This window comes from Streptomyces sp. NPDC094143 (assembly GCF_040303825.1).
In the GTDB taxonomy this organism is placed as follows: domain Bacteria; phylum Actinomycetota; class Actinomycetes; order Streptomycetales; family Streptomycetaceae; genus Streptomyces.
In genome coordinates this window covers 203,129-228,523 of record NZ_JBEOTZ010000009.1, presented here as the reverse complement: position 1 = coordinate 228,523, position 25,395 = coordinate 203,129, and the positions used below count along the sequence as shown (strand labels likewise).

Sequence of the window (25,395 nt, the reverse complement as noted above, 5' to 3'; positions counted from 1 at the left end):
GGGCGTGCCCACCGACCGGACGACAGGAACCCCGGGGCAGGGCCTCGGGTACCGTTGCCCGTAGCGGGGCTCGACCGAAACTGAGGGATTCATGGGACTCACCATCGGCGTCGACATCGGCGGCACGAAGATCGCGGCCGGCGTGGTCGATGAGGAAGGCAACATCCTCTCGACCCACAAGGTGCCGACCCCGGGCACGCCCGAGGGCATCGTGGACGCCATCGCCTCGGCGGTGGACGGCGCACACGTCGGTCACGACATCGTCGGCGTGGGCATCGGCGCCGCCGGCTACGTCAACCGGCAGCGCTCGGAGGTCTACTTCGCGCCCAACATCCACTGGCGCAACGAGCCGCTCAAGGAGAAGGTCGAGGCCCGTGTGGGCCTCCCGGTGGTCGTCGAGAACGACGCGAACGCCGCGGCGTGGGGCGAGTACAAGTTCGGTGCCGGCAAGGGCCACCGCAACGTCATCTGCATCACGCTGGGCACGGGCCTCGGCGGCGGCATCATCATCGGCAACAAGCTGCGCCGCGGACACTTCGGCGTGGCCGCCGAGTTCGGCCACATCCGCATGGTGCCGGACGGCCTGCTGTGCGGCTGCGGCTCGCAGGGCTGCTGGGAGCAGTACGCCTCGGGCCGCGCGCTGGTGAGGTACGCCAAGCAGCGCGCCAACGCCACCCCCGAGAACGCCGAGATCCTGCTCGGCCTCGGCAACGGCACGCCCGACGGCATCGAGGGCAAGCACATCTCCATGGCCGCCCGCCAGGGCGACCGTGTGGCCGTCGACTCCTACCGCGAACTGGCCCGTTGGGTCGGCGCGGGCCTGGCCGACCTCGCCTCCCTCTTCGACCCCTCGGCGTTCATCGTCGGCGGCGGCCTCTCCGACGAGGGCGAACTGGTCCTGGGCCCGATCCGCAAGTCCTACAAGCGCTGGCTGGTGGGCGGAAACTGGCGCCCGGTGGCCGAGGTCCGCGCCGCGGAACTGGGCAACAAGGCGGGCCTGGTGGGAGCCGCCGACCTGGCCCGGGAGCCCGACCCGATCATGTGACGCCCTGTGCTGTCAGGGGCGCGGGGAACTGTGCGACAAGCCACGAACCACCGGCACACGCGCACGGTCCCCGCGCCCCGAGCCACGGGGGGCGTAGATTGATCACATGCCGCCGCTCCCCAACTCCCGTACCGAACCCGACGGTTCCGCGGTCATCAGGGTCCTCAGCTACAACATCCGCTCGATGCGGGACGACACCGCCGCCCTGGCCCGCGTCATCCGCGCCTGCGAACCCGACCTGGTGCTCGTCCAGGAAGCCCCCCGCTTCTTCCGGTGGCGCAAGAAGCTCGCCCGCCTCGCCCTCGCCTGCGACCTGGTCGTCGTCACGGGGGGCGCCACCACCACGGGCCCGGCGATCCTCAGCTCGCTCCGGGTGGGCGTCGAACGCACGGAGGACGTCCTCCTGCCCCACACCCCCGGCCTGCACCGCCGCGGCTTCGCCAGCGCGGTCGTCCGCATCGCCGGCGCCCGCCTCGGCGTTTTGAGCTGTCACCTGTCCCTGCAGCAGGACGAGCGCCACGACCAGGCCGGCATGCTCCTGGACCGGCTCGCCGGGCTGAGCGTGGAGCACGCGATCGCCGGTGGCGACCTGAACGAACGGCCCGACGGCCCCGCCTTCCGCCGCCTGGCCGGCACCCTGACCGACTGCCGGGCCGCGTCCCCCTGGGGCGGCGAGCACACCTGGACCCCCGCCGACCCCCACCAGCGCATCGACGCGATCTTCGCGACCGAGGGCGTCGAGGTGCTGGGCTGCGGCGTACCGACCGACCTGCCCGGGGTGACCGGGACAGACCTGAGGGCGGCCACGGACCACCTCCCGGTCCTGGCCGCCCTCAGGGTGCCGGCGTCCTAGACGACCGCTCCCCGCCCGGGGTCGTCGTCCTCCTCGTCGTCCGTCCGCATGCGCATCACCAGCGTCGCGAACCCGCCCAGGAACCCGCCGATCGCGAGCGTGGTCAGCCACCAGGTCATCTCCCAGCCGAGCAGCACGGCCAGCAGGAGCAGCACCGGCCCGCCGAGCACCCCGAGCCAGGCGAACTTCGCCGTCGGGTCGGCGGTCGGCAGCGGCGGCGGCTCCGGCGGCACGAAATGGCCCTCGTCGTCCGCGTCGAAGTCGTCCTCGGTGGGCTCGGGCACGGTGTGGTCGCGGGGGCCGACGCCGGGCGCGAAGGAGACGGAGCCACCCAGCGGCCCGGCCGGCTTGTCCGGCCTGTCACCCGACGGCTTCGGCTCCGGCCCGTCCGGCTCCCCGGGCCGGCCGGCCTCGGCGGGGGCCGTCCCGGCCGCCGTGTCCACCCGGTCGTCGTTGGTCGGGGACTCCAGCAGCGCGAGGTCCTCGACCGACTTGAACGGCTTGGCACCCGGCGGGTCCGGCGGCTCGTCGCCGTAGCCGGCGACGATCGCCGCCCAGGCGGCCTCCTCGTCGATGGGGACGCCCTTCTCGTCCGGCTCGCGGCTCTCGTGGCCTTCGCGGCCTTCGCGGCCCTCGCGGTCGGAGTCGTGCTCAGCCACCTGCGGTCGTCCCTTCCTTGCCGAGCCCGGGCTCCTTGACGAGGCCGGGTGCGAGCCGGTCGATGAACGCGAGGCTCTCCTCGTGGATCCGGTCCGCGTCATGGTCCAACGTGGCCACGTGGTAGCTCTGTTCCAGCAGGATCTCCTTCACGTCCGTCGACGAGATGCGGCTGAGGACACGGGCCGAGTCGGCGGGCGGCACCACATGGTCCTGCGGGCTGTGCAGCAGCAGCACCGGCTGGGTGACCTGGGGCAGCTCACCGTCGACGATCCGGAAGAACCGGCGCAGCGAGTGCGCCGCGTGCAGCGGCACCCGGTCGTAGCCCAGCTCCCGGCTGTCCGGCTTGGCGATGTCGCTGGCGATGCCCTTCGTCGCCGGGACCAGGTGGCGGACCACCGGCAGGGCGTGCGCGGCCAGGCCGTGCACCTTGTTCGCCGGGTTGACGACGACCACGCCGCTCACGGCGTCGCCGTGCTTCGCGGCCAGGCGCAGGGCGAGGGCGCCGCCCATGGACAGACCGGCCACGAAGACCTTGGCGCGGCGCTCGCGCAGGGCGCGCAGCTCGCGGTCCACCTCCGCGTACCAGTCCTGCCAGCCCGTGATCCGCAGGTCCTCCCAGCGGGTGCCGTGCCCGGGCAGCAGCGGCAGGGAGACGGTCAGGCCGTGCTCGGCGAGGTACTGCGCCCAGGGGCGCAGCGACTGCGGTGAACCGGTGAAACCGTGGCAGAGGAGGACGGCGACCTCCCCGCCCTCGTGGCGAAACGGCTCGGCTCCGGCAAGGACCGGCACCTTCGGCCTCCAGGTCGTGAGAAGGGACGGACACGATCACGGATCGTCACGGAACGTCATGGAAGGGGTCGCACGTCGTTCGCGGGACCTTCACCGTACGCGACCGCACTGACACCGACCAGGGCCGTCGGCGCCTTCGACAGCGCTCCGGGTTAAGGTCTGACCGACACACACAGGAGGCACTCGGTTGTTGTACGGCGCGATGAAGGTCGCTGTTGGGGGACCGCTCAAGGTCGCCTTCAGGCCCTGGGTGGAAGGCCTGGAGAACGTTCCCGCAGAGGGCCCCGCGATCCTGGCGAGCAACCACCTGTCCTTCTCGGACTCGTTCTTCCTGCCCGCGGTCCTGGACCGCAAGGTCACGTTCATCGCGAAGGCCGAGTACTTCACCACGCCCGGGGTGAAGGGCCGGCTGACGGCCGCCTTCTTCAAGGGCGTCGGCCAGCTGCCCGTCGACCGTTCCGGTGCGCGCGGCGCCGGCGAGGCCGCCATCAGGAGCGGGATCGAGGTGCTGGAGCGCGGCGAGCTGTTCGGGATCTACCCGGAGGGCACGCGCTCGCCCGACGGCCGGCTCTACCGGGGCAAGCCGGGCGGCCTCGCGCGCGTGGCGCTCGCGACCGGCGCGCCCGTCGTCCCGGTCGCCATGATCGACACGGAGAAGATCCAGCCGCCCGGCAAGGTCGTGCCCAAACTCATGCGGCCCGGCATCCGGATCGGCAAGCCCCTCGACTTCAGCCGCTACCAGGGCATGGAGCACGACCGCTTCGTGCTGCGCGCGGTGACCGACGAGGTCATGTACGAGATCATGAAGCTCTCCGGTCAGGAGTACGTCGACATGTACGCGACGGCCATGAAGCGGCAGCTCGCGGACGCGGCGAAGGCGGAGAAGGAAGCCGACAAGGCGGCCAGGGCCGCGCTCGCACGGGCGGAGAAGGAACAGGCCGAGAAGGAACAGGCCGAGAAGGAGAAGGCCGGGAAGGACGAGCAGACGGGCGAGCCGCGGACCTAGCCCGGGACGGGGCAGGCCGGGGGGTGGGGGACATGGCCGGACGCGAGCGCGTGATGAGGATGTCGGTCGAGCAGCCGCTGTGGCGTGCGCTCACGGCGTACCGGGTGCTGACGGTGCTGTACGCGGTCGGCCTGTTCGCCACCGCCTACGAGGAGTTCGTCCGCCCCTGGGTCGCCGTCGCCTACTTCGCCGTACTGGGCGCGTGGACCCTGGCCACGCTGCCCCGGGTCGCGAACGCCGCCCGCTGCACCAAGGCGTTCCTCGCCGCCGACCTGACCATCGCCCTCACGGGCATCCTGCTCACGCCCGTCGCCGACGCGCACGAGCGGGTCCAGTCGGGTGGCCCCACCCTGCCGTCGATATGGACGGCCGGTGCCGTCCTGGCCTTCGCCATCAAGGGCGGCTGGCGCTGGGCGGCCGCGGCCAGCGGCCTGGTGGCCGTCGCCAACCTGATCGAGCGCGGCAGCCCGGCCCGCGACACCGTCCACAACGTCATCCTGGTCTGCATCGCCTCCATCGCCATCGGCTACGTCGTCGAGGTCGCCCGCGCCTCCGAACGCACCCTGGCCCGCGCCCTGGAGATCGAGGCCGCGACACGGGAACGGGAGCGCCTGGCCCGGGACATCCACGACAGCGTCCTGCAGGTGCTGGCCATGGTGCAGCGGCGCGGGGCGGTGATCGGCGGCGAGGCGGCCGAGCTGGGCCGGATGGCCGGCGAGCAGGAGGTCGCCCTGCGCACCCTGGTCTCCGGCGGGCTCGTGCCCGTCTCGCGGGTCTCGGAGGACGCGGCCCAGGGCGCGCTCGTCCGGGCCGTCGACGACGGCCCGGACGAGGACGAGCCGGCCGACGGCGTCCCGGTCGACCTGCGCGCCCTGCTCGCGCCGTACGCGGGGGCCAGGGTCAGCCTGGCCGAGCCGGGGGCGCCCGTGCCGCTGGCACCGGCCGCCGCCCGGGAGGTGGCCGCCGCCGTCGGGGCCGCCCTGGACAACGTCCGCAAGCACGCCGGGGAGCAGGCGCGCGCCTGGATCCTGGTCGAGGACGAACCGGACGAGGTGATCGTCACCGTCCGGGACGACGGCCCCGGCATCCCCGAGGGACGGCTCGCCCAGGCCGAGGGCGAGGGGCGGCTCGGTGTCGCCCTGTCGATCCGCGGCCGGCTGCGCGACCTCGGCGGCAGCGCGGAACTGATCTCGGTGCCGGGCCAGGGCACGGAGGTCGAGCTGAAGGTACCGAAGGACGTGACGGACACACGGGGGAAGGCGGAGCGGCGATGACGCGGAGCGTTGGGGACCGGCAGGAACCGATCAAGGTCATGGTGGTCGACGACCACCCCATGTGGCGCGACGCGGTCGCCCGCGACCTGGCCGAGACGGGCTTCGAGGTGGTCGCGACCGCCGGCGACGGCGACCAGGCCGTGCGCCGCGCCAAGGCCGCCGCCCCGGACGTCCTGGTGCTCGACCTGAACCTGCCCGGCAAGCCCGGCGTCCAGGTCTGCAAGGAGGTCGTGGCCGCGAACCCGGCGCTGCGCGTCCTGGTGCTGTCCGCGAGCGGCGAGCATGCCGACGTCCTGGAGGCGGTGAAGTCCGGCGCGACGGGCTACCTGCTGAAGTCGGCCTCCACCGAGGAGCTCCAGGACGCGGTGCGCCGCACGGCCGTCGGCGACCCCGTCTTCACGCCGGGCCTGGCCGGACTGGTCCTCGGCGAGTACCGCCGCCTCGCCTCCGAGCCCGCCCCGGCCCCCGACACCGACGAGCCGAAGGCGCCCCGGCTCACCGACCGAGAGACCGAGGTGCTGCGCCTGGTCGCCAAGGGCCTGAGCTACAAGCAGATCGCCGAGCGCCTGGTCATCTCGCACCGCACGGTGCAGAACCACGTCCAGAACACCCTAGGCAAGCTCCAGTTGCACAACCGGGTCGAACTGGTCAGGTACGCCATCGAGCGCGGCCTCGACGACGAGTGAGAGGCACGTCACACTGACCCTTCGTCAGGCACCTGCGGCGAAGGGACTGTTCCATGCGCGTCGGAGTACTGACCGGAGGCGGCGACTGCCCCGGCCTCAACGCCGTCATCCGGGCCGTCGTCCGCAAGGGCGTGCAGGAGTACGGCTACGACTTCACCGGCTTCCGGGACGGCTGGCGAGGGCCCCTGGAGAACGCCACCGTCCCGCTCGGCATCCCCGCGGTGCGCGGCATCCTGCCCCGCGGCGGCACGATCCTCGGCTCCTCGCGGACCAACCCGCTGCAGGAGGAGGACGGCATCCGCCGGATCAAGGAGAACCTCGCCCGGCTGGAGGTCGAGGCGCTCATCACGATCGGCGGCGAGGACACCCTGGGCGTGGCCGTCCGCCTGTCCGGCGAGCACGGCGTGCCCTGTGTGGGAGTCCCCAAGACCATCGACAACGACCTGTCCGCCACCGACTACACCTTCGGCTTCGACACCGCCGTCGGCATCGCCACCGAGGCCATCGACCGGCTGCACACCACCGCCGAGTCCCACATGCGGGTCCTGGTCGTGGAGGTGATGGGCCGGCACGCCGGCTGGATCGCCCTGCACTCGGGCCTGGCCGGCGGTGCCAACGTCATTCTCATCCCGGAGCAGCGCTTCGACGTGGAGCAGGTGTGCGACTGGGTGACCTCCCGCTTCCGGGCGTCGTACGCGCCGATCGTCGTCGTCGCCGAGGGCGCGATGCCGAAGGACGGCGACATGGTCCTCAAGGACCGGTCCCTGGACTCCTTCGGGCACGTCCGGCTGTCCGGGGTGGGGGAGTGGCTCGCCAAGGAGATCGAGAAGCGCACGGGCAAGGAGGCCCGCACGACCGTCCTCGGCCATGTCCAGCGCGGCGGCACCCCCAGCGCGTTCGACCGCTGGCTCGCCACCCGCTTCGGCCTGCACGCCATCGACTGCGTCCGCGACGGCGCCTTCGGCACGATGGTCGCCCTGCGCGGCACCGACATCGTCCGGGTCCCCCTCGCGGACGCCACGGCCCGCCTGAAGACGGTGGACCCGGCGCTGTACGAGGAGGTCGGGGTGTTCTTCGGCTGACCGCCCGAGGCCGGCCGGGGGCGGGCGGCCCCGGCCGGCACCCGGTCAGACCGAGGGCGCGCCCGTGCCGCGCAGCTGCGCCACCAGTTCCCGCACCACCCGTGCCCCGTTCAGCGTCAGCACCGACTCGGGATGGAACTGCACACCCGCGAACCCGGGCCCGCGCAGCGCGTGCACCTCACCGTTCACGGCCCGGGAGACCTCGACCCCGCGGGCCGTCAGCCCGGCGGCCGTCTCGTCGTCGCAGCGGGCCACGTAGCTGTTGTAGAACCCGACGGTCTCCCGCCGCCCGAACAGCTCGATCTCCGTCTGCGCCCCCTGGTACGGCACTTCCTTGCGCACGATGTCCAGCCCCAGCTCCGCGGCGATCAGCTCGTGGCCGAGGCAGACGCCCAGCACGCCCCGCCGCTCCGCCCGCATCACCTCGGCGGTCAGGGAACGCAGGAACCGCATCTTCGGATCGGCCGGGTCGGACGGATCGCCCGGCCCGGGCCCCAGCACCACCGGGCCCTCGTGGCCGAGCACCGCCTCCCGCAGCATCGGCTCGTCGTACCGCCGCACGCTCACCTCCAGGCCGCCGGAGCGCAGCACGTGCGCGAGCATCGCCGTGAAGGTGTCCTCCCCGTCGACGACCAGGGCGTGCCCCGCGAGTCTCCCGGAGCGCTCCTGCATCCGCAGCCAGAAGGGCGCGAGCGAGGCCCGGCGCCCGTCCAGCGCCGCACGCACGCGTGGATCGTCCGCCAGCCGTACGGGCGCGTGCTCCGCGCGCGGCCGCGGCGGCCGTACGCCCAGGGCCGCCAGCACCCCGGCCGCCTTGGCGTGGGTCTCGGCCACCTCGCCCGCCGGGTCCGAGCCGCGCACCAGGGTCGCGCCGACCGGGACCCGCAGCCGTCCGTCCGCGTCGATGTCGGCGGTGCGGATCAGGATGGGGGAGTCGAGGGTCTGGGCCCCGCCCGCATCCCGGCCGATCAGGGCCAGCGCCCCGGCGTAGTATCCGCGTCCCCCGCTCTCGTGCCGCTCGATCACCCGGCAGGCGTTCTGCACCGGCGAGCCGGTGACGGTCGCGGCGAACATGGTCTCCCTCAGCACCTCCCGCACGTCCAGCGAGGACCTGCCGCGCAGCTCGTACTCGGTGTGCGCGAGGTGTGCCATCTCCTTCAGCCGGGGCCCGACCACGACCCCGCCCATGTCGCCGACGGTGCACATCATCTTGAGCTCCTCGTCGACGACCATCGACAGCTCCTCGGTCTCCTTGCCGTCGGCGAGGAAGTCCAGCAGGTGCCCGGGCGTCGGCCCCTCGGCGGGATAGCGGTAGGTGCCGCTGATCGGGTTCATGACGACCGTGCCGCCGGACATCCGCACATGCACCTCCGGACTCGCCCCGACCAGCGTGCGGTCCCCGGTGTGCACGACGAACGTCCAGTACGCCCCCCGCTCGCCCTCCAGCAGCCGCCGGAACAGGGCGAGGGCGTCGGCCCGCCCGAACCCGGGGATCCGGCCGCGGTAGGTCCGGCGGATCACGAAGTTGGCACCCTCGCCCCGGCCGATCTCCTCCTCCAGCACGCGTCCGACGATCCGCGCGTACTCCTCGTCGGCGACGTCGAAGCCTCCGTCGTCGACACGGACGTCGTGCGCCGGGAGCTGCTCCAGTGCCTCGGCCAGCGGGACGGAGTACGACTCCTCGGGGGTGAGCGCCAGCAGGGGCGTGCCGTCGTCGCGGACGTCGAAGCCGCGCTCGCGGATCTGCCGGAAGGGCACGAGCGCGAGGCTCTCGCCGGGGAGGTCGGCGAGCCGCTCGTGGGCGGCGACCGGGCCGATCAGGACCTCGACCAGCTCGTGGTCGTGGCCCGGGGTACGGCGGCGGAGCAGGGCGAACGGACGGGAGTCGTCCGGCAAGCCGAGCAGGTTCATGGGTCCGTGCTCCTTCTCAGGGAGGGAGGAACGGACCCCGGAAACACCGAAGGCCGCCCCTCGGGCGGCCTTCGCGAAGTCTCGAGTACGCGCAGTCAGCGGGCCGCCGGATGAGCGGTCCACCACCAGGTCTGGGTCGAGTGCGCGAACATGCCACGGACCCTACCCCATGTCCGAGGGGTACCCGGTGTCTCACTTGCTGGGCATGGGTCTGGGCGCCCGATGTGACCCCGTAGTGTTGAGGCCGTGACCGTGAACGCTAAGACCAGCGCGAGTGCTGGCAACACCTGGCGAGACCTGCCCGCGGCGCAGCAGCCCGAGTACCCCGACACCGAGGCTCTGCGCGCAGTGATCGCGGACCTCGAGTCGTATCCGCCGCTCGTCTTCGCGGGCGAGTGCGACCAGCTGCGCGCCCGGATGGCGGCCGTCGCCAAGGGAGAGGCGTTCCTCCTCCAGGGCGGCGACTGCGCCGAGGCGTTCGACGCGGTGTCCGCGGACCAGATCCGCAACAAGCTGAAGACCTTGCTCCAGATGGGCGCCGTGCTCACGTACGCCGCGTCCGTGCCGGTCGTGAAGGTCGGCCGGATCGCCGGCCAGTACTCCAAGCCGCGCTCCAAGCCGACCGAGACCCGCGACGGCGTGACACTGCCGACCTACCGCGGCGACTCCGTCAACGGCTTCGACTTCACCGAAGAGGCCCGGATCCCGGACCCCGAGCGGCTGAAGCGGATGTACCACGCCTCCGCCTCCACGCTGAACCTGGTGCGCGCCTTCACCACCGGCGGTTACGCCGACCTGCGCCAGGTCCACGCCTGGAACCAGGACTTCGTGAAGTCCTCCCCGTCGGGGCAGCGCTACGAGCAGCTCGCCCGCGAGATCGACAACGCGCTGAACTTCATGCACGCCTGCGGGGCCGACCCGGAGGAGTTCAAGACCGTCGAGTTCTTCTCCTCGCACGAGGCGCTGCTGCTCGACTACGAGTCCGCCCTGACCCGGGTCGACTCGCGCACCGGGCAGCTGTACGACGTCTCCGCGCACATGGTGTGGATCGGCGAGCGCACCCGGCAGCTGGACCACGCGCACATCGAGTTCGCCTCGCGGATCCGCAACCCGATCGGCATCAAGCTGGGCCCGACGACCACGGCCGAGGAGGCGATGCAGTACATCGAGCGCCTCGACCCGGAGCGCGAGCCCGGCCGGCTGACCTTCATCGTCCGCATGGGCGCCGACAAGGTCCGCGACAAGCTCCCCGAGCTGGTCGAGAAGGTCACCGCCTCCGGCGCGACCGTGGCCTGGGTGACCGACCCGATGCACGGCAACACCTTCGAGGCGGCCTCCGGGCACAAGACCCGCCGCTTCGACGACGTGCTCGACGAGGTCAAGGGTTTCTTCGAGGTCCACAAGGAGCTCGGCACGCACCCGGGCGGCATCCACGTGGAGCTCACCGGCGACGACGTCACCGAATGCGTGGGCGGCGGCGACGAGATCTTCGTCGACGATCTGCACCAGCGCTACGAGACGGCCTGCGACCCGCGGCTCAACCGCAGCCAGTCGCTGGACCTGGCGTTCCTCGTGGCGGAGATGTACAGGGACCAGTAGCGGGGCCGCCTGTTACCGGGCATCGACTGGGGCGCGGATCACACACGATCCGCGCCCCTCTCGACTTTTGCGCCTCCGACCCGGCGGGTAAGGTTAGGTTTGCCTCACCGATCAACGGGGACGGCACCACAGAACGAACCCGTCGGGAGGTGGACCGCGTGTACGTCTGCAGTTGCTTCGGGATCACCGAGCAGCAGGTCAAGCAGCACGCGGACAGCGGCGCCTGCACCCCCCGCCAGATCGCCTCCGCCTGCAAGGCGGGCACGGACTGCGGGTCGTGCGTCCGCCGGATCCAGGCGATCCTGGGCAGGGCCAACTGCCCCCGCCGTGACCTGGCCGACCGGGGCGAGCCGGTGCTCGCCGAGCTGGAAGACGCCGCCTGACGGCAGGCCCTAGCTCGGCTGCTCGATCTGCTGCGCGATGTACAGCGCCTCACCCAGCTTCTCGATCAGCTCCAGCTGCGTGTCCAGGTAGTCGATGTGGTGCTCCTCGTCCGCGAGGATCTCCTCGAAGATGTTCGCCGACGTGACGTCGCCCTTGCTGCGCATCACCTCGATCCCGCGCCTGAGGCGGTCGATGGCCTCGACCTCGATCTGCCGGTCGGCCTGGAACATCTCGGTGACCGTCTGACCGACCCGGACGTGGAAGAGCCGCTGGTAGTTGGGCAGGCCGTCCAGCATCAGGATGCGCTCGGTGATCTTGTCCGCGTGCTTCATCTCGTCGATGGATTCTTCACGCGTGTACTTGGCGAGCTTGGTCCAGCCTTTGTTGTCCTGGATCCGGTAGTGCAGCCAGTACTGGTTGATCGCCGTCAGCTCGCCGGTCAACTGCTCGTTCAGGAATTCGAGGACCTCGGGGTCGCCCTGCATCGCAGAGGCTCCTTCCAACGCGGGGGAACTGGCAGGTTGCGCCGCATGATTCCACCGGCGGCGAAGATCGTCCAGTAAGTCTTCACTTAGTAAGTAAGGGCATGCTTAGTGGAAAATGCCTGGTTTGCGGTGGCCCCGGTGAGGGGCATCACCCGAGGTCTGTCAGGATGGAGTCATGGGTCAGCCGCTGGAAAACGCATCGGGAGAAGGGCGCGATGCGGCCGGAGAGACGCAGCCCGGACTCCCCCCGGGGCAGCGGGTGCAGCGCGGCTGGCCGGTCACGCACTACGGGCCCGTCCCCAAGTTCCGGCCCGAGCGCTGGGAGTTCCGGGTCTTCGGCGCCACCGCCGACGGCGGCAAGCACTGCTGGACCCACGAGGAGTTCACGGCCCTGCCCCACACCAGCGTCGTGGCCGACCTGCACTGCGTCACGAAGTTCAGCATGCTGGGCGCCGAGTGGGGCGGCATCCCCGCCCGGACGATCCTCGACCTCGCCCCGCCCGCGGACGACGTCACCCATGTGATGGTGTGGGCCGAGTACGGATTCAGTTCCAACCTGCGGCTGACCGACTTCGCGAACGACCGGGTCCTGTTCGCCACCCACAAGGACGGCGAACTCCTCACCGCCGAGCACGGCTTCCCGCTGCGCCTGATCGTGCCCCACCTGTACGCCTGGAAGGGCCCCAAATGGGTGCGCGGCGTGGAGTACATGACCGCCGACCGGCGCGGGTTCTGGGAGGAGCGCGGCTACCACAACATCGGCGACCCCTGGCGTGAGCAGCGCTACTCGTACCAGGAGGAACCGGGGGACGGCCCCGACCTCTGAGGGCGTCAGCCGTCGCGCAGCTTCTTCAGCCGCTCCACGTCCGCGGCGTGCCCCTCCCTGCCGCCCGGCGTCTCGATGATCAGCGGCACGCCCGCGGTCGCCGGGTGCGTCATCAGGGCGCGGAACGGGTCCTCGCCGATGTGGCCGGCGCCGATGTTCTCGTGCCGGTCCTTGTGGGCGCCCACCACGTCCTTGGAGTCGTTGGCGTGGATCAGCTTCAGCCGGCCCTCGCCGACCGTCTCCACAAGCAGGTCCAGCGTCCGGTGCATGCCGCTCGGGCCGGTCAGGTCGTGCCCGGCCGCGAAGATGTGGCAGGTGTCCAGGCACACCCCCAGCATCGGGTGGGCGTCCAGCGCCTCGAAGTACGGGCCGAAGTCCCACGTCCGCGAGCACAGCGAGGCGCCCTGGCCGGCCGTCGACTCCAGCAGCAGGAACGGGTCGTCGTCGTGGGTCAGCTCGTCCAGCAGCGGCAACAGGTGCTCGCGGACCTGCTTCAGCGCCACGGACCGGTCCCGGCCGCCGGTCGCGCTGCCCGTGTGCACCACCACGCCCCGCGCCCCGATCTCCCGCCCCCGCCGCAGCGAGTGCCGCAGGGACTCCACCGACCGCCGCGCGGTCGCCTCGGTGTGCGAGCCGAAGTTGATCAGATAGGGGGCGTGCACGTACGCGGGGATCGACTCGGCCTCGCACGCCGCGCGGAACGCCTCGTCCTGCCGCGGGTTCCCGGCCGGTGTGGCCCAGCCGCGCGGGTTGGCGACGAAGACCTGGACGGTCTCCGCCCCCAGGTCACGGGCGTACGACAGGCCGACGCGGTGGAGGCCGCCGGCCACCGGGACATGGCCGCCCACGGGGTTGCGGGTAGGGCCGGACAGCTGACTGTTCACCCGTTCAGGGTGTCATGCGTCCGGCCGTGCCCCGTCCAGGGGCCCGGCCGTCACCTGATCTCGATCGTGATCGTCGAGCCCCTGGGCGCCGTCTCGCCGCCCTCGACCGACTGGCCCTTGACGGTGTCGCCGAACAGGCCGAGCAGGCCGCGGTCCTCGTCGACCTGGAACCCGGCGCCCTCCAGCGCCTGCCGGGCCTCGTCGACGCTGTCGCCGACCACGTCCGGCACCTCGATCATCTCGGGGCCCTTGGACAGCGTCAGCGTCACCGTGTCGCCCTCGGCCGCCCGGCCGCCGGCGTTCGGGCTCTGCTTCACGACCTGGCCCTTGTCGAACTCCGAGGAGTTGACCCGCTCGGTGGCGATCCTCACCTTCAGGCCGGCGTCCTCCAGCTCGGCCCGGGCATCGGCCTCGTCGTCACCGGTGACGTCGGGGACGTCGACCGGGCTGCCCTTGCTGACGACGAGCGCGACCGCCGTGCCCGCGCGCACCTTCGTGCCGTCCGCCGGCCGGGCCGAGACCACCGAGCCGCGCGGCACGTCCTCGCTGAACGCGCGCGTGACCATGCCCGGCTCCAGCCCGTCCTGCTTCAGCAGGGACCGCGCCTCGGCCAGCTTCCGGCCGGCCAGGGCGGGCACGCGCACCGTCTCGGGGCCGTCCGAGACGGTGATGCTCACCGCGTCGTTGCCGCGGATGCGCGTCCCGGCCTCGGGGTCGCTGCTGATGACCTGGCCGCGCTCGACGGTGTCGCTGTAGGCGTGCTCGACCTTGCCGAGCTCCAGGCCGGCGTCCGCCAGCCGGTCCTCGGCCTGGGCCTGCGTCTTCGCCAGCAGCGGCGGGACCTCGGTGAACTGGCCCGAGTTGATGTACCAGATGCCCGTGCCCAGGCCGAGCACGAGAAGGACGGCCACCACGATCGTCATCGGGCCGCGCCGCGATCCCGTGCGGCGCCTCGGCGGAGGCGGCGGGGAGGCGAAGCGGCTCGTGCGGTGCAGCTCCGCCTCGGGCGCCTCGTCCTCGTTCACCGGCAGCGGGCGCGGTGTGGTCAGCGCGCGGGGGATCACGCTCGTGCGGTCGTCGGCGTTGTCGTGTCCGGCCGCGAGCGCCTGCGGTGGCGTCGAGTCCAGCTGCTCCTCGCTCAGCCGGCCGCGTCCGTCGCGGACCTGGGCGAGCAGGGCCACGGCGTCGTACGGGCGGATCTCCGGCGTGCGGGCGGTGGCCGCGGCCACCATCTCGTCCAGCTCGTAGGCCAGGCCCGGGACGGCGGCCGAGGGGGGCGGGACGTCCTCGTGCAGGTGCTTGTAGAGGATCACGGCGGGGGAGTCCCCGTCGTGCGGCTTGTCGCCGGTCAGCATCTCGTAGAGCATCACGCCGCACGCGTAGACGTCGACGCGGGGGTCCGCCGTGCCGTTCTCTATCTGCTCGGGGGCGAGGTACGACACCGTGCCCAGCACCGTGCCCGTGGTGTTGGTCACCGTGTCCACCGCCCGGACGAGCCCGAAGTCGGCGACCTTGACCCGGCCGTCGTCCCCGATCAGGACGTTCTCGGGCTTCATGTCGCGGTGCACGAACCCGGCGCGGTGCGCGGCGCCCAGGGCGGCCAGCACCGGCTCCAGGATGTCCAGCGCGGCCCGCGGCTGCAGCGCCCCGCGCTCGCGCAGCACGTCCCGCAGCGTGCAGCCGGCGACGTACTCCATGGCCAGGTAGACGTAACCGCCGTCGGTGCCCTGGTCGAAGACCTGCACCACGTTCGGGTGGGCCAGCCGGGCGACCGACTTCGCCTCGCGGATGAACCGCTCGACGAACGAGGCGTCGACGGCGAGGGCGGGGTGCATCACCTTGAGCGCGAGGACCCGGTCGAGGCGGGTGTCCACGGCCCGGTAGACCGTGGCCATCCCGCCGACCGCGATCCGCGCGTCGACGCGGTACCGCCCGTCGAGCACCTGCCCGACCAAGGGGTCCTGAAGGGTCGTGTCCACGCAGGGGAGTCTACGAGCCGTGACCGACAGCCCTCCCCGACCGGCGGATTCGGGGCGGGACTGCAGCCGTCCTGTGACGTCTGCCCTACTGGAAGGCGGGGCGCTCCGGATCCAGCACGGCCATGCCCTCGGCCGGCGACGACGCCTCGGCGAAATGCCGCCGCGGGATCCGCCCGGCTCGGAAGGCCAGCCGCCCCGCCTCCACGGCGTGCCGCATGGCGTCGGCCATCAGCACCGGCTCCTGCGCCCGCGTCACCGCCGAGGCGAGCATCACACCGGCGCACCCCAGCTCCATGGCCAGCGCCGCGTCCGACGCCGTTCCGGCCCCCGCGTCCAGGATCACCGGCACGCGCGCGTGCTCGACGATCAGCCGGAAGTTGTGCGGGTTGCGGATGCCGAGCCCGGAGCCGATCGGCGAGCCGAGCGGCATGACCGCGGCGCAGCCCACGTCCTCCAGCTTCCGGGCCAGCACCGGGTCGTCGTTGGTGTACGGCAGCACCGTGAACCCGTCGTCGACCAGCGTCTCGGCCGCCTCCAGCAGCTCGATCGGGTCCGGCAGCAGGGTGCGCTCGTCGGCGATGACCTCCAGCTTGATCAGGTCGGTGCCGAGGGCCTCGCGCGCGAGACGGGCCGTGAGGACGGCCTCGCCGGCGGTGAAGCAGCCCGCGGTGTTGGGCAGCACCCGGATGCCGAGCCGGTCCAGGACGGACAGCACCGAGCCGTGGACCGAGGGGTTCACGCGGCGCATCGCGACCGTGGTCAGCTCCGTCCCGGACGCCACCAGCGAGCGCTCCAGCACGTCGAGGCTGGGCGCCCCGCCGGTGCCCATGATCAGGCGGGAGGTGAAGGTCGTACCCCCGAGGACGAACGGATCGTCGGCCATGGTCAGCCTCCTTGGACGGCGGTGAGGACCTCCACGCGGTCTCCCTCGGTGAGGGGCGTGGACGGCCACTGGGCGCGCGGGACGACGGTTTCGTTGAGGGCGGCGGCCACTCCCGAGGGCGATGCGGTGAGCGACTGCACGACGGTGTCGAGAGCCGTGCCGGGCCGGACGTCCCGGGGCTCCCCGTTGACGGAGATGTTCATGCGGGCTGCTCCGTGAGTGCGGTGACGGTGCTGAAGCGCTTGGGGGTGAACGGACGGGCCTCCTCCGGGAGTTCACCCGTGACCAGGGCGTGCGCCAGGGCGTCGCCGGTGACCGGCGTGAGCAGGACGCCGTTGCGGTGGTGCCCGGTGGCCAGCAGCAGGCCCTCCAGGCCGGTCGGGCCGAGCAGGGGCGCGTTGTCGGGGGAGCCGGGGCGCAGTCCGGCCCGGGTCTCGGTGAGCGGCAGCTCGGTGATGCCCGGGACCAGCTCGTGGGCGTCGCGCAGCAGCTCGTACACGCCGCCCGCGGTCACGGTGGTGTCCCAGCCGAGCTCCTCGCTGGTCGCCCCGACGACCAGCTCGCCGCTCTCGCGCGGCACCAGGTAGACATGGCTGCCGCGCACGACCGCGCGCACCGTCCGGCTCAGGAACGGCCCGTGCCGCCCCGGCATGGTCAGCCGCAGGACCTGCCCCTTCACAGGCCGCACCGGCGGCAGCACGTCCCGCGGCACCCCGGCGAGGCGTCCGCTCAGGCTGCCCGCGGCCAGCACGACCTGCCCGGCGGCCAGCGCGGTGCCGTCGGCCGTGACGGCTCCGGTGGCCCGGTCCCCGGAGACGGTGAGCCGCTCGGCCCACACCCGGTGGAAGACCACACCGGCCCGCTCGCACGCGGCGACCAGCGCCCCGGCCAGCCGCCGGGGGTCGATCTGGTGATCGCCGTCCACTCGCAGGCCCCCGCGCACGCCCGGCGCGAGCATCGGCTCCAGGCGCCGGCACTCGCGCCCCGACAGCCACTGGGAGTCCAGCCCCGACTGCCGCTGCAGGGCGTGCAGCTCGCGCAGGTGGGCCCGGTCGTCGGCGTCCAGGGCCACGGCGAGCGTGCCGCACCGGCGGTAGCCGACGTCGTGGCCGGTCAGCTCGGTGAGTTCGGCCGCGAAGTCCGGGTAGCGCCGGGCGGAGGCGAGGTTCAGACCGAGCAGGGTCTGCTCGCCGTAGTGCAGTTCCGTGACGGCGGCCAGCATCCCGGCCGCCACCTGCGCGGCCCCGCCGCCCGGCTCGGGGTCGGCCACCGCCGTGGCGAGCCCGCGCTGCGCGGCCCGCCAGGCCGTGACCAGCCCGATGATCCCGCCCCCGATGACGAGGACGTCTGAGGTCGGCGTACGCGACATGGGCGTCCAGCCCCTCCCTTCGCCGGCATGACCCGGATCAGGTTCGTACGGTCGGAGGCCGCCAGCCTCCCTCTCAGCCCGGTGCGTCCGGGCTCCCGCGAGTCTCTGCGCGCACCACCCTAGCCGGACGCCGTGGGCCGCAGTAAGGGAGCCTCCGAACCGAACCGGCCACTGAGGCGTCGTACGCGGGCCGTTTGCGGGTATCCGGACGGGAAGACCCGGGTGGCCGGGCGGGCGCTGTGGAGCAGGTCACGGCGCACGGGCACTGACTGACGCAACGTCAGCTGACTATGGTGATCAGGTGAGCGAGCAGACGCAGGAACCAGGGGCGTCCGCGCCGCGGCGCGTGGTCGTGGCGGGCGCGGGCATGGCCGGTGTGCAGACCGCGGTCGCGCTGCGGGAGCGGGGCTTCGCCGGCACGGTGCTGCTGATCGGCGCCGAACCCCACCAGCCCTACGACCGGCCGCCGTTGTCCAAGGCCGTCCTGCTGGGCAAGTCCGAGGGCTCCGCCTTCGACGTCGACTTCGAGGCCCTCGGCATCGAACTGCGGCTCGGCTGCGAGGTGCTGGGCGTGCGTCCCGGCGATCACGAACTGGACACCGAGGACGGGCCGGTGCCCTACGACGTCCTGGTGGTCGCCACCGGTGCCGAACCGGTCCGGCTGCCCGGCGCGGAGGGCGTGCCCGGCGTGCATCTGCTGCGCACGCTGGACGACGCCGAGCGGCTGCGGCCGGTCCTGTCCCGCCAGCACGACATCGTGGTCGTCGGCGCGGGCTGGATCGGCGCGGAGTTCGCCACCGCCGCGCGCGAGGCGGGCTGCGCGGTGACCGTCGTGGAGGCCGCCGGACGGCCGCTCGCCGGGGCGCTGCCCGCCGAGGTCGCCGCACCCATGGCCGGCTGGTACGCCGACGCCGGGGCGGTGCTGCGCACGCACGCGCGCGTGGAGCGCGTCGAACCCGGCGCGGTCGTCCTCGACGACGGCTCGCGGCTGCCCGCGGGCGCGGTCGTGGTCGGCATCGGCGCCCGCCCGGCGACGGCCTGGCTCGCCGGCTCCGGGATCGAGCTGGGCGGCCACGGCGAGATCACGGCCGACGCGCACCTGCGCACGTCGGTGCCGGACGTGTACGCGGTCGGCGACTGCGCCTCCTTCCCCTCGGGGCGGTACGGCGAGCGCCTGCTGGTGCACCACTGGGACAACGCCCTGCAGGGGCCGCGCACGGTCGCCGCGAACATCGTCGGCCGGGCCACGGGCGAGCCGCCGGCCGTCTACGACCCGGTCCCGTACTTCTGGTCCGAGCAGTTCGGCCGGTTCGTGCAGTTCGCCGGGCACCACGCGGACGCCGACCGGACCCTGTGGCGCGGTGACCCGTCCGGTCCGGCCTGGACGGTGTGCTGGCTGCGCGACGAGCGGCTGGTCGCCCTGCTGGCGGTGGGCCGCCCCCGCGACCTGGCCCAGGGCCGCCGTCTGATCGAGTCGGGCACGCCGATGAACCCGGTGCTGCTGGCGGACCCGGCCCGGCCGATGAAGGCGGCCGCGGCGTAGGGCCCGCGGCCCGGTGCGGCCGTGGCGCAGGGTTGTGTCCCGGTGGGGCCGTGGCGCAGGTCTGTGGCCCGCTGTCCGGGCGGGTGGCGGGCCCGGCGCGTCCGCCCGGGTGGACCGGGTCGGCTTCCGGCTGTCAGTGGCGGATGGCAGGCTTGTTTCCGTGACCGAGATTGACGCAAAGATCGATGCTCTCGTCCCAGCCTGGCTCACCCTCCCCGACATCGCCGAACAGCTCGGCGTCGAGGTGACGCGGGTGCGGCAGCTGGTCAGGGAGGGCCAGCTCATCGCCGTACGCCGCGGTGAGAACCGCGCGCTGCACGTCCCCGCCGACTTCATCGACGGGGACAAGGTCGTCAAGGGCCTGTCCGGGACCCTGACGCTCCTGCGGGACGACGGCTTCACGGTCGAAGAGATGCTGGAGTGGCTCTTCACCCCCGACCCGTCCCTGCCCGGCACCCCGGCGCAGGCACTCCGTGAGAATCGCGGCACGGAGGTGAAGCGCCGCGCCCAGGCGCTCGCGGTCTGACCGACCTCGACCGGACAACCGTCCGGCACCGCGCGAGCGGGGCCGGACCTGAACAACCGCCCGTAGGGGGCCGTGGCCCGCGAGGTCACGGCCCGGAGGCAGGCCGTGCCCGTTCGGGGCCACAGGCGCGCCCCGGCCGGCCGAGGGGCGGGCGTAGGGTGCCCGAGGCGTCATGGCGGGCCGGGGCCTTCCCCGCGACCGCACACGCACCCGTACGGCACCGACGTACCGCGGGCGCACCCCGCGGCACCGACCTTCAGGGGGACACCCATGCCCGGCACCGCCACCACCGCCCGCGCCCGGCTCGCCGACGCCCGGGTCTACCTGTGCACCGACGCCCGCGAGCGGCAGGGTGATCTCGCGGAGTTCCTGGACGCCGTGCTGGCAGGCGGCGTCGACATCGTGCAGCTGCGCGACAAGGGCATGGAGGCCGCCGAGGAGCTGGAGCACCTGGCCGTCTTCGCCGACGCCTGCGCCCGGCACGGCAAGCTGTTCGCGGTCAACGACCGCGCGGACGTCGCCCACGCCGCCGGCTCGGACGTGCTCCACCTCGGCCAGGGCGACCTCCCGGTCCCCGCGGCCCGCGCGATCCTCGGCGACGACGTCCTGATCGGCCGCTCCACCCACGCCGAGTCGGAGGCCGCCGCGGCCGCCGCGCAGGACGGCGTGGACTACTTCTGCACCGGCCCGTGCTGGCCCACCCCCACCAAGCCCGGCCGCCACGCCCCCGGCCTGGACCTGGTCCGGTACACCGCCGCCCTCGGCACCGACCGCCCCTGGTTCGCCATCGGCGGCATCGACCTGACCACGCTCGACCAGGTCCTGGAAGCGGGCGCCCGGCGCGTCGTCGTCGTACGGGCGATCACCGAGGCCGACGACCCGGGCGCGGCGGCGGCCGAGTTCGCCAAGCGGCTGCGGGAGCGGTAGCCCGGGCGGGCCCGTCACGGGACGGAATGTCCAAGGGGTGGACAGCAAGTGGACAAACAGTGCAAATCGCAGCGCCCGGTTGGGGGACCGACCGCCCCTGGCTAACCTGCCCGTATGGCCCTCGGCACCGCATCCATCAGATCGGACCACGCGCGCACCGTCCGCGACATGCTCGCGACCGGCAAGACGACGTACTCGTTCGAGTTCTACGCCCCGAAGACCCCGAAGGGCGAGCGGATGCTGTGGAACGCGCTGCGGCGGGTCGAGGCCGTGGCGCCCGACTTCGTCTCCGTCACCTACGGCGCCGGCGGTTCCACCCGCGCGGGCACGGTCAAGGCGACCGAGGCGATCGCCTCCGACACCACCCTCACCCCGATCGCCCACCTCACCGCGGTCGACCACTCGGTGGCCGACCTGCGCAACATCATCGGCCAGTACGCGGACGCCGGGATCCGCAACATGCTCGCCCTGCGCGGCGACCCGCCCGGCGACCCGATGGGCGAGTGGGTGCCGCACCCCCGGGGCCTGGCCTACGCCGCCGAACTCGTCGAACTGATCAAGGCGTCCGGCGACTTCTGCGTGGGCGTCGCCGCCTTCCCGGCGATGCACCCGCGCTCCACCGACTGGGACACCGACGTCCGCCACTTCGTCGACAAGTGCCGCGCGGGCGCCGACTACGCCATCACGCAGATGTTCTTCCACCCGGAGGACTACCTGCGGCTGCGCGACCGCGTCTCGGCGGCCGGCTGCGACACCCCGATCATCCCCGAGGTCATGCCGATCGCCAGCGTGCGGTCGCTGGAGCGGATCGGCTCGCTCACCAACGCCGCGTTCCCGGCCGCTCTGAAAGAGCGGATCCTCGCGGCGAAAGACGATCCGGCCGCTGTACGCTCCATTGGGATCGAATTCGCCACGGAGTTCTGTGCGCGGCTGCTCGCCGAGGGTGTGCCCGGCCTGCACTTCATCACGCTCAACAACTCCACCGCGACACTGGAAATCTACGAGAACCTGGGCCTGCACCACTCATCGCAGGCCTAGACCGTTCGCACCGGTATACGACACACTGCGTAGCGGCCACTGGGAGAGGGGCGTACATGGGCTGGGCGGTCCTCTACATCGCGTTCGGCATCGTCGCGCTGTGGCTGCTGGGCGAGGTGCTGCTGCAGTACAAGGCGCGGCTGCGCTGGCGGCTGCTGGCCTTCGTCGGCTTCCTCGGCGTCGTGGTCGGTGTGCTCATCCCGTCCGTCGTCGTGATCGGACTGGGCGCGGCCGCCTTCGCGGTCGGGCAGACCTACGTCACCCTCTCCTTCCGCAGCGGCTTCGCGGCCGGCTGGGCGGTCAACGCCCCGATGCTCGGCGGCAGCAAGCGCCGGGGCCGCAGCGAGCGCGGCCGCCAGGAGCCGACCCTGGAGGTCTCCGGCCTGGAGGAGGCCGACGGCGGCTACGGCGACGAGGCCGGCGGCCACCGCCGCGCCACCGCCTACGGCCCGGACGACGACTACGACCGCGACGACGTCTTCACGCCGGCGCGCCCCGGCCGGGACACCGCCGCCGAGGCCACCTCCGTCTACGAGCCGCAGCCCATGCCCGAGGACACCGGCTCCTACGGCGTCTACGGCGACAACGGCTACCCCCGGCCGGATGCCCCGCAGCACGACCAGTACGCCGCCCAGAACGGCGACCAGTCCTACGCCTACGACTACTCCGGCTACGCCCAGCAGCAGGGTTATGACGCGGGCGGCCAGCAGCAGTACGCCGCCTACTCCGACCCGTACATCGGCTCCTCGAACTACGGCGGAACCCCGTACGACAGCGGCTACGGCGACCAGCAGTACTACGCCCAGCAGCAGGCGTACGGGCAGGACCAGTACGCCGGGACCTACGGCGGCGAGACCCCGCCCGGCGGCGTGTGGGTGCCGCAGCAGCGCAACACCGACGAGTACGGGCAGGAGCTGCCGCCCGAGCAGGCCTACCCCTACCAGGGCGGCGGGCAGCAGCCGCACGGCAACGGATTCGACGAGCAGTACCGTTTCTGAAGCCGTCTTGAGCCCCCTTGAGCCCTCTCAAGTCCTCTTGTGCGCCCGGGCCGGGGGCCGGGCCGGTCACTGGGAGCCCCGGAACTCCGGCCCCTCCACGATCAGTCCCGCGACCAGCGCGCCCGACATGCCCGCGTGCGGCAGCCCGCCGCCCGGATGCGCCCAGCCGCCCACGGCGAACAGGCCGGGCACCCGCGTGCCGTTGGACGGGTGCAGCAACCGCCCCCCGGCCGCCGCCAGCGCGGGGACGGGCACCGCGCCGCCCTCCGCGCCCGTCGCCTCCGCGATGTCGGCCGGGGTGAGCACCTCCTGCCACAGCAGACGGTCGCGCAGCCCGGGCACGGCCCGCTCGGCGGCGGCGATCACGCGCTCGGCCAGCGCGTCGTAGGGTCCGTCCTGCCGCGCGGGCACCACCGTCGTCAGCGAGACCGCCTCGTGGCCCTGCGGGGCCGATCGCGGGTCGCCCGGCCGCAGCACCGTCACGGTCGGCTGCGCGTCCGGCGCCGCCGAGCCGAACAGGGCCGCCAACTCCGCCTCCCGGTCCGGGGCGTGCACCACCGTGCGGTGGGCCGTGCCCTCGGGGCGGGCGCCGCGCAGGGCGAGCAGGACGGTCAGCCGGCTGGCCGCCGCCGGCTGCGGCGGCACCTCGCCGTCGGCCCGCACCCCACGGCCCGCCGTCAGCCCGTCCAGCACGCCGGGCGCGACCCCGGCCACCACGAAGTCGGCCTCGGCGACCGTCCCGTCGGTCAGTTCGATCCCGCAGGCCCGGCCGTCCTTCTCCCGCACGGCGGTGACGCCGGCGCCGAAGTGGAACTCGACCCGCCGGGCCAGGCACCGCTCGTACACCGCACGGGCCAGCTCGCGCAGCCCGCCGCGCACGTACCACGTGCCGAAGGCGTGCTCCATGTACGGCAGGACGGCCGCGCTCGCCGGGGTGGTCCGCGGGTCCAGGCCCTGCGCGAGGGCGTACCCCTCCAGCAGGGCCGTGAGCCGGGGGTCGCGCAGCTCCCAGGCCCCGACCTCGGCGAGCGTGCCCGCCCGGCGGGTGCGCAGCAGGCGCCGGTGGGGGACCGCCGGGTAGGGCTCGCGCTCGGCCAGCACCTGCCAGTTGGGCCACAGGGGCTCCTCCAGGAGCGGCCGGCGGGTCCGGTCCCAGGCCTCACGGGCCCGGACCAGGAAGTCGCCCCACCGCTCCCCGGCGCCCGCGCCGAGGGCGTCGTCCAGGGCGGTGACGACACCCGCACGCGAGGCGTTCGGCAGCGACACCGCCGTGCCGTCCGCGAACACGTGCCGGGACGAGGGGTCGACCTGGACCAGCTCGACGCACGCCTCCAGCGGCTCCTTGCCGGTCTTGACGAACAGGTCGCGGTAGACGGCGGGCAGCGGGAGCAGGCCGGGGCCGGTGTCGAAGGAGAACCCGTCCCGCTCGAAGCGGCGCAACGCTCCGCCGTAGGTGTCCGTCCGCTCGTACACCGCCACCCGGTGGCCCGCGACAGCCAGCCGGGCGGCGGCCGTCAGTGCGCCCATCCCGGCGCCGATCACCGCAATCCGTGCCATGCCAGGGACTTTATCCGCCCCCACCGACAGTCCCGCCGGGCCACCCGGCGAGTACGGGCGCGGACGCGCTCGTGACCGGACGCCGGCACGGCGGTGTGGGGCTGAGTGCGCAGGACTGAGTACCCGTACCTAGTGGGGGACTTGAGTACGCGCGCGGATGGGGGACGACCTGCGCGAACGAGAGAGTGGAGACACGGAGAGGGGCTCGGCTCCGGCACCGGCGACACGGGGCGCCGGAACGGGGCCGGCCCGCGATCCGCTCCTTCCGCCGACCGTGTCGGCGGGAGCGAGGCACGGGGGAGAACCGGGGGACGACCGCAACGGGGGTCCTGCGGGGGGAGGTACGGGGGAGCACGGAAGGCGCCGGTTCGAGGTGGCCCGCGGGGGACGCGGCCACAGCGGACCGGCGCTTTCCCGTGGGCGCCGGCCGCGCTGTCAGCGGCAGCCGCTCACCCGCCCCTGGAGCAGCCGCGACAGGGCCGCGTGGACGTCGTCCAGGGAGCGCTCCGGCTGGAAGGACTTCCAGTCGAGCGCGGCGACCAGGACCATGCCGACCAGCGCCGCCGCCGTGAGCGGCACGTCGATCTCCTCGCTGAGCTCGCCGTTGCCGACCCCCTCGCGCAGGACGTCCTCCACGACCGCGACGGCCTCCTGCCGCACCACCATCAGCGTCGACTGCCAGGCCCGGTTGGTACGCCACAGCTCGGCCACGTAGAGCTGGGTGAAGGCCGGGTAGCGGTCGATGAAGACCAGGCCCGCGCGGATCATCGCGTCCAGCGCGTCCACCTTGCCGCCGCCGTCCCGGGCGGTGCGCTCGGCCGCTTCCCTGAGGGAGGCGGTGAGGAGCCCCACCCCGTGCCGCAGCAACTCCTCGAAGAGGACGGACTTGCTCGCGAAGTTGTAGTACACCGTGCCCTTCGCCACCCCGGCACGCTCGGCGATCTCGTCCACGGTCGTGGCGGAGAACCCCTGCTCGGCGATGAGCGTGACGGCCGCCTCGTAGAGCTTCTGCCGGGTGGCCTCGCGGCGCGTGCTGCCGCCCGACGCGGCACTGCTGCTTTCCATGGCCCTGATTGTCACAGGAACCTTTC

The 25,395-nt window shown here is 73.0% G+C and carries 26 protein-coding genes and 1 riboswitch; of the genes, 14 read left to right on the top strand and 12 right to left on the bottom strand.

Annotation, left to right across the window (positions count from 1 at the left end; all coding sequences use genetic code 11):
• Positions 1-91: 91 nt before the first annotated feature.
• Both ABTZ58_RS15090 and ABTZ58_RS15085 read left to right on the top strand, forming a co-directional pair.
• Positions 92-1,045 carry an ROK family glucokinase gene (locus ABTZ58_RS15090; RefSeq protein ID WP_309095194.1) on the top strand — a complete coding sequence of 318 codons (954 nt, stop codon included), beginning with the start codon at positions 92-94 and terminating at the stop codon, positions 1,043-1,045.
• Between the two features lie 106 nt (positions 1,046-1,151).
• Positions 1,152-1,898 (top strand): endonuclease/exonuclease/phosphatase family protein, encoded by a 747-nt coding sequence (locus ABTZ58_RS15085; protein WP_351355565.1) that lies wholly within the window; start codon positions 1,152-1,154, stop codon positions 1,896-1,898.
• On the opposite strand, the gene ABTZ58_RS15080 is transcribed toward ABTZ58_RS15085, so the two are convergent.
• Entirely contained in the window at positions 1,895-2,557 is a 663-nt protein-coding gene (locus ABTZ58_RS15080) for a hypothetical protein (RefSeq protein ID WP_351355562.1), read from the bottom strand. The genes ABTZ58_RS15085 and ABTZ58_RS15080 overlap by 4 nt on opposite strands.
• Entirely contained in the window at positions 2,550-3,347 is a 798-nt protein-coding gene (locus tag ABTZ58_RS15075) for an alpha/beta hydrolase (protein ID WP_351355559.1), read from the bottom strand. Before ABTZ58_RS15075 ends, ABTZ58_RS15080 begins: the two co-directional genes overlap by 8 nt.
• A gap of 202 nt (positions 3,348-3,549) precedes the next feature.
• Here ABTZ58_RS15075 and ABTZ58_RS15070 point away from each other — a divergent pair, with 202 nt between their 5' ends.
• Genes ABTZ58_RS15070 through ABTZ58_RS15055 form a run of 4 tightly spaced genes read left to right on the top strand, consistent with a single transcriptional unit; the run spans position 3,550 to position 7,395 of the window.
• A complete protein-coding gene (locus ABTZ58_RS15070) occupies positions 3,550-4,353 on the top strand; it encodes a lysophospholipid acyltransferase family protein (RefSeq protein ID WP_351355556.1) in 804 nt (267 codons plus the stop codon).
• Between the two features lie 32 nt (positions 4,354-4,385).
• Positions 4,386-5,627 (top strand): MacS family sensor histidine kinase, encoded by a 1,242-nt coding sequence (gene macS, locus ABTZ58_RS15065; protein ID WP_351355553.1) that lies wholly within the window; start codon positions 4,386-4,388, stop codon positions 5,625-5,627.
• Positions 5,624-6,313, top strand: a complete 690-nt coding sequence (locus tag ABTZ58_RS15060) for a response regulator (RefSeq protein WP_351355550.1) — start codon at positions 5,624-5,626, stop codon at positions 6,311-6,313. The genes macS and ABTZ58_RS15060 overlap by 4 nt, the downstream gene beginning before the upstream one ends.
• A 53-nt stretch (positions 6,314-6,366) precedes the next feature.
• A complete protein-coding gene (locus ABTZ58_RS15055; protein ID WP_351355547.1) occupies positions 6,367-7,395 on the top strand; it encodes a 6-phosphofructokinase in 1,029 nt (342 codons plus the stop codon).
• Positions 7,396-7,440: 45 nt separating this feature from the next.
• Here the strand turns inward: ABTZ58_RS15055 and ABTZ58_RS15050 are convergent, their stop codons facing one another.
• Together ABTZ58_RS15050 and ABTZ58_RS15045 are read right to left on the bottom strand one after the other, a co-directional pair.
• Positions 7,441-9,306, bottom strand: a complete 1,866-nt coding sequence (locus ABTZ58_RS15050) for an anthranilate synthase family protein (protein ID WP_351355544.1) — start codon at positions 9,304-9,306, stop codon at positions 7,441-7,443.
• Between the two features lie 95 nt (positions 9,307-9,401).
• Entirely contained in the window at positions 9,402-9,458 is a 57-nt protein-coding gene (locus tag ABTZ58_RS15045; protein WP_078625594.1) for a trp operon leader peptide, read from the bottom strand.
• 94 nt (positions 9,459-9,552) lie between these two features.
• On the opposite strand from ABTZ58_RS15045, the gene ABTZ58_RS15040 reads away from it, so the two are divergent.
• Together ABTZ58_RS15040 and ABTZ58_RS15035 are read left to right on the top strand one after the other, a co-directional pair.
• Entirely contained in the window at positions 9,553-10,905 is a 1,353-nt protein-coding gene (locus ABTZ58_RS15040) for a class II 3-deoxy-7-phosphoheptulonate synthase (RefSeq protein WP_351355541.1), read from the top strand.
• A 149-nt stretch (positions 10,906-11,054) separates the two neighbouring features.
• On the top strand, positions 11,055-11,288 hold the full coding sequence (locus ABTZ58_RS15035) for a (2Fe-2S)-binding protein (protein ID WP_351355539.1): 234 nt from the start codon (positions 11,055-11,057) through the stop codon (positions 11,286-11,288).
• A gap of 9 nt (positions 11,289-11,297) precedes the next feature.
• On the opposite strand, the gene bfr is transcribed toward ABTZ58_RS15035, so the two are convergent.
• Positions 11,298-11,774 (bottom strand): bacterioferritin, encoded by a 477-nt coding sequence (bfr, locus tag ABTZ58_RS15030; protein ID WP_351355536.1) that lies wholly within the window; start codon positions 11,772-11,774, stop codon positions 11,298-11,300.
• A 175-nt stretch (positions 11,775-11,949) separates the two neighbouring features.
• On the opposite strand from bfr, the gene ABTZ58_RS15025 reads away from it, so the two are divergent.
• Positions 11,950-12,600, top strand: coding sequence for a sulfite oxidase-like oxidoreductase (locus tag ABTZ58_RS15025; RefSeq protein ID WP_351355533.1), 651 nt, complete (start codon positions 11,950-11,952; stop codon positions 12,598-12,600).
• Between the two features lie 5 nt (positions 12,601-12,605).
• Here the strand turns inward: ABTZ58_RS15025 and ABTZ58_RS15020 are convergent, their stop codons facing one another.
• From ABTZ58_RS15020 to thiO, 5 genes are all read right to left on the bottom strand, one after another.
• Positions 12,606-13,484 carry a deoxyribonuclease IV gene (locus ABTZ58_RS15020; protein ID WP_351355530.1) on the bottom strand — a complete coding sequence of 293 codons (879 nt, stop codon included), beginning with the start codon at positions 13,482-13,484 and terminating at the stop codon, positions 12,606-12,608.
• A 50-nt stretch (positions 13,485-13,534) separates the two neighbouring features.
• Positions 13,535-15,463, bottom strand: a complete 1,929-nt coding sequence (gene pknB, locus ABTZ58_RS15015; protein WP_351355528.1) for a Stk1 family PASTA domain-containing Ser/Thr kinase — start codon at positions 15,461-15,463, stop codon at positions 13,535-13,537.
• A gap of 85 nt (positions 15,464-15,548) precedes the next feature.
• Positions 15,549-16,346 carry a thiazole synthase gene (locus tag ABTZ58_RS15010; RefSeq protein WP_351355525.1) on the bottom strand — a complete coding sequence of 266 codons (798 nt, stop codon included), beginning with the start codon at positions 16,344-16,346 and terminating at the stop codon, positions 15,549-15,551.
• A gap of 2 nt (positions 16,347-16,348) precedes the next feature.
• Positions 16,349-16,549, bottom strand: a complete 201-nt coding sequence (gene thiS / locus ABTZ58_RS15005) for a sulfur carrier protein ThiS (RefSeq protein ID WP_351355522.1) — start codon at positions 16,547-16,549, stop codon at positions 16,349-16,351.
• The gene (thiO, locus tag ABTZ58_RS15000; protein ID WP_351355519.1) at positions 16,546-17,715 is read right to left on the bottom strand and encodes a glycine oxidase ThiO; all 1,170 of its coding nucleotides are present in this window, start codon (positions 17,713-17,715) and stop codon (positions 16,546-16,548) included. The genes thiS and thiO overlap by 4 nt, the downstream gene beginning before the upstream one ends.
• Positions 17,713-17,824, bottom strand: a riboswitch (TPP riboswitch). It overlaps the preceding gene by 3 nt.
• Before the next feature lie 192 nt (positions 17,825-18,016).
• Between thiO and ABTZ58_RS14995 the strand changes: the two genes are divergently transcribed.
• The 5 genes from ABTZ58_RS14995 to ABTZ58_RS14975 all read left to right on the top strand — a co-directional run bounded on the left by ABTZ58_RS14995 (position 18,017) and on the right by ABTZ58_RS14975 (position 22,747).
• Positions 18,017-19,258 carry an NAD(P)/FAD-dependent oxidoreductase gene (locus ABTZ58_RS14995; RefSeq protein ID WP_351355516.1) on the top strand — a complete coding sequence of 414 codons (1,242 nt, stop codon included), beginning with the start codon at positions 18,017-18,019 and terminating at the stop codon, positions 19,256-19,258.
• Positions 19,259-19,418: 160 nt separating this feature from the next.
• On the top strand, positions 19,419-19,784 hold the full coding sequence (locus tag ABTZ58_RS14990; protein WP_309096851.1) for an Rv2175c family DNA-binding protein: 366 nt from the start codon (positions 19,419-19,421) through the stop codon (positions 19,782-19,784).
• Between the two features lie 270 nt (positions 19,785-20,054).
• Entirely contained in the window at positions 20,055-20,711 is a 657-nt protein-coding gene (gene thiE / locus ABTZ58_RS14985; protein WP_351355513.1) for a thiamine phosphate synthase, read from the top strand.
• A gap of 114 nt (positions 20,712-20,825) precedes the next feature.
• Positions 20,826-21,749: a methylenetetrahydrofolate reductase [NAD(P)H] gene (gene metF, locus ABTZ58_RS14980; protein WP_351355510.1), complete on the top strand. Its 924-nt coding sequence runs from the start codon at positions 20,826-20,828 to the stop codon at positions 21,747-21,749.
• Between the two features lie 56 nt (positions 21,750-21,805).
• Complete coding sequence (locus ABTZ58_RS14975; RefSeq protein WP_351355507.1) at positions 21,806-22,747, top strand: SCO2102 family sporulation regulator; 942 nt, start codon at positions 21,806-21,808, stop codon at positions 22,745-22,747.
• A gap of 66 nt (positions 22,748-22,813) precedes the next feature.
• Here ABTZ58_RS14975 and ABTZ58_RS14970 read toward each other — a convergent pair whose 3' ends face one another.
• Positions 22,814-24,304, bottom strand: coding sequence for a phytoene desaturase family protein (locus ABTZ58_RS14970; protein WP_351355504.1), 1,491 nt, complete (start codon positions 24,302-24,304; stop codon positions 22,814-22,816).
• Between the two features lie 435 nt (positions 24,305-24,739).
• Positions 24,740-25,369: a TetR/AcrR family transcriptional regulator gene (locus tag ABTZ58_RS14965; protein WP_351355501.1), complete on the bottom strand. Its 630-nt coding sequence runs from the start codon at positions 25,367-25,369 to the stop codon at positions 24,740-24,742.
• Positions 25,370-25,395: the final 26 nt, after the last annotated feature.

What these genes read in the sequence shown, in the direction of transcription:
- ABTZ58_RS14975 (WP_351355507.1), top strand. Translation starts at nt 21,806, where the DNA reads ATGGGCTGGGCGGTCCTCTACATCGCGTTCGGCATCGTCGCGCTGTGG.
- bfr (WP_351355536.1), bottom strand. Translation starts at nt 11,774, where the DNA reads ATGCAGGGCGACCCCGAGGTCCTCGAATTCCTGAACGAGCAGTTGACC.
- macS (WP_351355553.1), top strand. Translation starts at nt 4,386, where the DNA reads ATGGCCGGACGCGAGCGCGTGATGAGGATGTCGGTCGAGCAGCCGCTG.
- ABTZ58_RS15090 (WP_309095194.1), top strand. Translation starts at nt 92, where the DNA reads ATGGGACTCACCATCGGCGTCGACATCGGCGGCACGAAGATCGCGGCC.
- ABTZ58_RS15060 (WP_351355550.1), top strand. Translation starts at nt 5,624, where the DNA reads ATGACGCGGAGCGTTGGGGACCGGCAGGAACCGATCAAGGTCATGGTG.
- thiS (WP_351355522.1), bottom strand. Translation starts at nt 16,549, where the DNA reads ATGAACATCTCCGTCAACGGGGAGCCCCGGGACGTCCGGCCCGGCACG.
- ABTZ58_RS15070 (WP_351355556.1), top strand. Translation starts at nt 3,550, where the DNA reads ATGAAGGTCGCTGTTGGGGGACCGCTCAAGGTCGCCTTCAGGCCCTGG.
- ABTZ58_RS15085 (WP_351355565.1), top strand. Translation starts at nt 1,152, where the DNA reads ATGCCGCCGCTCCCCAACTCCCGTACCGAACCCGACGGTTCCGCGGTC.
- ABTZ58_RS14970 (WP_351355504.1), bottom strand. Translation starts at nt 24,304, where the DNA reads ATGGCACGGATTGCGGTGATCGGCGCCGGGATGGGCGCACTGACGGCC.
- ABTZ58_RS15050 (WP_351355544.1), bottom strand. Translation starts at nt 9,306, where the DNA reads ATGAACCTGCTCGGCTTGCCGGACGACTCCCGTCCGTTCGCCCTGCTC.
- ABTZ58_RS15025 (WP_351355533.1), top strand. Translation starts at nt 11,950, where the DNA reads ATGGGTCAGCCGCTGGAAAACGCATCGGGAGAAGGGCGCGATGCGGCC.
- thiE (WP_351355513.1), top strand. Translation starts at nt 20,055, where the DNA reads ATGCCCGGCACCGCCACCACCGCCCGCGCCCGGCTCGCCGACGCCCGG.
- ABTZ58_RS14965 (WP_351355501.1), bottom strand. Translation starts at nt 25,369, where the DNA reads ATGGAAAGCAGCAGTGCCGCGTCGGGCGGCAGCACGCGCCGCGAGGCC.
- thiO (WP_351355519.1), bottom strand. Translation starts at nt 17,715, where the DNA reads ATGTCGCGTACGCCGACCTCAGACGTCCTCGTCATCGGGGGCGGGATC.
- ABTZ58_RS15055 (WP_351355547.1), top strand. Translation starts at nt 6,367, where the DNA reads ATGCGCGTCGGAGTACTGACCGGAGGCGGCGACTGCCCCGGCCTCAAC.
- ABTZ58_RS15010 (WP_351355525.1), bottom strand. Translation starts at nt 16,346, where the DNA reads ATGGCCGACGATCCGTTCGTCCTCGGGGGTACGACCTTCACCTCCCGC.
- metF (WP_351355510.1), top strand. Translation starts at nt 20,826, where the DNA reads ATGGCCCTCGGCACCGCATCCATCAGATCGGACCACGCGCGCACCGTC.